Genomic DNA, 3,383 nt, shown 5'->3' with positions numbered 1-3,383 from the left:
TGGAGCGATTACGCACACTGCCCGAACACGTCTACAACCAGATGGTCATGGGCTGAAAAACGTGGGGATACCTCAGAACCGACTCCCTGCTTCTCCCCATTATCTTGCCGGGTCATGAAGATGGCGAACTCATGCGAATCCGCACTTGCGATTCCCGATTCCCGATTCTCCATTCCCGGCTATCGGAGATAGCCAAATGAGCAAGCAGATTCAAGAAGCCTACATCGTTGCCGCCACTCGCACGCCGGTCGGCAAGGCACCCAAGGGCGTGTTCCGCAATACCCGTCCCGACGACATGCTGGCGCACGTCTTGCGCGCAGTGGTCGCGCAGACGCCGGGCATCGATCTGTCGCGGATCGACGATGCCATCATCGGTTGCGCCATGCCCGAGGGCGAGCAAGGCATGAACGTGGCGCGCATCGGCGTGCTGTTGGCGGGCCTGCCCACTACTGTTGCCGGTCAGACCATCAATCGTTTCTGTTCCTCCGGCATCCAGGCTGTGGCGATGGCCGCCGACCAGATCCGTCTGGGCAATGCCGACCTGGTGCTGGCAGGCGGTACCGAGTCGATGTCGATGGTGCCAATGATGGGCAACAAGGTCGCCATGTCGCCGAACGTGTTCGCCGACGACCATGTCGCCATTGCCTACGGCATGGGCATCACCGCCGAGAAAGTGGCAGAGGAATGGAAAGTCTCGCGCCAGGATCAGGATGCATTCGCACTTGCTTCGCATCAGAAGGCGATTGCCGCGATTGCCGCCGGCGAGTTCCGCGACGAGATTACCCCGTACCAAATCCTCTCGCACCAGCCCGACCTGGCCGGCAATGTCATCGCGCTGCGCAAGCGGCTGTTCGACACCGACGAAGGTCCGCGCCCGGACAGCTCGCTCGAAGGTCTGGCCAAGCTGCGTCCGGTGTTCCGTAACGGTCAGTTCGGCGGCAGCGTCACTGCTGGCAATTCGTCGCAGATGAGCGATGGCGCCGGTGCAGTGCTGCTGGCCTCCGAGCAGGCGATCAAGGATTACGGCCTGACGCCGCTGGCGCGTTTTGTCAGCTTCTCGGTGGCCGGCGTGCGTCCGGAAGTGATGGGCATCGGCCCGATCGCGGCGATTCCCAAGGCGCTCAAGCAGGCTGGCCTGACCAAGGACCAGATCGACTGGATCGAGCTCAACGAAGCCTTCGCCGCGCAGGCCTTGGCGGTGATCCGCGACAGCGAACTGGATCCGTCCAAGGTCAACCCGCTGGGCGGCGCAATCGCACTTGGCCACCCGCTGGGCGCCACAGGCGCGATCCGTGCCGCAACGCTGGTGCACGGCCTGCGCCGCCGTCAGCTCAAGTACGGCATGGTCACTATGTGCATTGGCACCGGCATGGGCGCGGCAGGCATTATCGAGGCGCTGTAATCATCTGTCGTGTTGGATCGGCGGTCCGCGCCGATCTGACACAATATCGACTCGTTGTGAGAGCGAGGAGTACAACGGCTTCGTGAAATGGGTCTTCTTTGGCAGCCAAGGGATCATTGCTGAGAACGTACAACACGAGCAGCGCAAGATCATCAAGTACAGCCAGCTGGTGGCCAACATGATCATCCTCCACAACGTGGAGGGTATGAGCCGGACATTGGCTGAGATGCGGAAGGAGGGGATCGAACTGACGCCCGAGATCCTGGCCGGTCTATCGCCTTATCGGACCAGCCACATCAATCGCTTCGGCGATTACCACCTGGATCTTGACAGGGAAGTGGCGCCGCTGAGCTACACAGCCAAGGTTCTTGAACAGACCCCATAGATGGGGAGAACCTGCCGGCGAGATGAGCAATCAGCCTTGCACTTCAGTCGCTTAGGCAGCCTTTGGCCCTGGACGTAATGATTCCCTGCTGACCCTCTTCTTGGTCTGATGCATCTCAGGGTCGCGCGCGTGATCGGAATTATTGGTCGAGCTGGGCGCGGCGAGAAGATCTCGCGGCGGTTCTGCTTGCGCTTGCCAGGCCCTCTGCATCACCGAAGGGCAGTTGCATGGAGGACTCCTCAACGTGAGCGGATAGTGTCGCGCATCTTGGGCGCGTTGTTCAAAGGTTCCCTAAGGCTGCTACAATTGAGGGCGTCGGTTGGTTGTGGCGAAGTGACGCGCTCCAATCGATTCCCATGCTAGCAACGTTCAAGGAAAAGTACATGAAATTTTTCAATCTTCGATTCATTAGTGCCACGCTCGCCGCGACTTTGGCAATTGCTGCAAATGAGGCCATCGGACATGACTTCCAATACAATTGCCAGAACGAGCCGGTGAAGGTCGAAATTCCTGGGGGCCGCCTGGGAAATGCTCTTAAGCAGCTACGTCTAGCCACCCGCTGCCCTATTTCCGGCACCAATCTCGCTCGTGGCAAGCGTTCGAATCCTGTTGTTGGCATGATGACGCCCGAACAGGCATTGCAGGCAATGCTTGATGGTACCGGGCTTGAAGGCAATACCGTCAAAGGTGGTTTTGAGATCACCCGCCTTCCACTCGGACAGGACTTCCAATATAATTGCCAGAAAGAGCAGGTGAAGGTAGAAATTCCTGGGGGCCGCCTGGGAAATGCTCTTGAGCAGCTACGTCTAGCCACCCGCTGCCCTATCTCCGGCACCAATCTCGCTCGTGGCAAGCGTTCGAAGCCTGTTGTTGGCATGATGACGCCCGAACAGGCATTGCAGGCAATGCTTGATGGTACCGGGCTTGAAGGTAATACCATCAAAGGTGGTTTTGAGATCACCCGCCTTCCACGATGAATTCGATACGGGTTCGATCCAAATGGGCAATCGAATGTTGGACGGCCCCGCCGCTTTAATGCGGAATGTGTCGAAGAACTAACATGCCATCTTTCATGCCGAAGCACGCTCCGGGCGGTTCTCTCAAAGAGCCTGTTCAAAGCCTTCTAAGCAGCAATGCCAGGTGGATCATCTGCAAGCTGGTGTTGAGCCGACGCTCGCAGTTTTTCCATAGCCTTCGGTTCTTCTCTAACCATGCAAAGCTGCGCTCCACGATCCAGCGCTTGGGCATGACCTTGAAGGTGTGCAGTTCGCTGCGCTTTGCGATCTGCACTTTGACTTTCCTGCCCAACATCTCCTGCACTCCCTGTGCAAATGGGTCGCCGATATAGCCGCGATCGCAGAGCAGGCCTTTTAAGCGCTTCACATTCTGTTTGTTGCGCTCAAGTGCCAGCAGCGCACCCTGGCGATCGGTCACCTCCGCCGTCGTCACTGCGATGGCATGCGGCAAGCCTTGCGTGTCTAAGGAAGGTCTGAACAACGCTCCAGGCCGCATGAATTCCAGCATCTTGAGCGCCATGAACGCGCAAGGTGGGTTTATCAGACGAGGTTTTGCGCGTTTCTGGCGGCTTCCACCGCC

4 protein-coding genes are annotated in these 3,383 nt (G+C 58.5%); 3 read left to right on the top strand and 1 reads right to left on the bottom strand.

Going from position 1 to position 3,383, the window contains the following annotated elements:
- Positions 1–196 precede the first annotated feature (196 nt).
- From XpopCFBP1817_RS20115 to XpopCFBP1817_RS20105, 3 genes are all read left to right on the top strand, one after another.
- Complete coding sequence (locus XpopCFBP1817_RS20115; protein WP_128418427.1) at positions 197–1,402, top strand: acetyl-CoA C-acyltransferase; 1,206 nt, start codon at positions 197–199, stop codon at positions 1,400–1,402.
- Positions 1,293–1,787 (top strand): transposase, encoded by a 495-nt coding sequence (locus tag XpopCFBP1817_RS20110; protein WP_244171275.1) that lies wholly within the window; start codon positions 1,293–1,295, stop codon positions 1,785–1,787. Before XpopCFBP1817_RS20115 ends, XpopCFBP1817_RS20110 begins: the two co-directional genes overlap by 110 nt.
- A gap of 383 nt (positions 1,788–2,170) precedes the next feature.
- Positions 2,171–2,764, top strand: coding sequence for an STN domain-containing protein (locus XpopCFBP1817_RS20105; protein ID WP_128418426.1), 594 nt, complete (start codon positions 2,171–2,173; stop codon positions 2,762–2,764).
- A 136-nt stretch (positions 2,765–2,900) separates the two neighbouring features.
- Here XpopCFBP1817_RS20105 and XpopCFBP1817_RS20100 read toward each other — a convergent pair.
- A partial coding sequence (locus XpopCFBP1817_RS20100; RefSeq protein WP_244171274.1) for an IS5 family transposase occupies positions 2,901–3,383 on the bottom strand: 483 nt, incomplete at its 5' end.

Source organism: Xanthomonas populi (assembly GCF_002940065.1).
GTDB lineage: Bacteria > Pseudomonadota > Gammaproteobacteria > Xanthomonadales > Xanthomonadaceae > Xanthomonas > Xanthomonas populi.
This window is presented reverse-complemented; position numbering and strand designations above follow the sequence as displayed.

What these genes read in the sequence shown, in the direction of transcription:
- XpopCFBP1817_RS20115 (WP_128418427.1), top strand. Translation starts at nt 197, where the DNA reads ATGAGCAAGCAGATTCAAGAAGCCTACATCGTTGCCGCCACTCGCACG.
- XpopCFBP1817_RS20105 (WP_128418426.1), top strand. Translation starts at nt 2,171, where the DNA reads ATGAAATTTTTCAATCTTCGATTCATTAGTGCCACGCTCGCCGCGACT.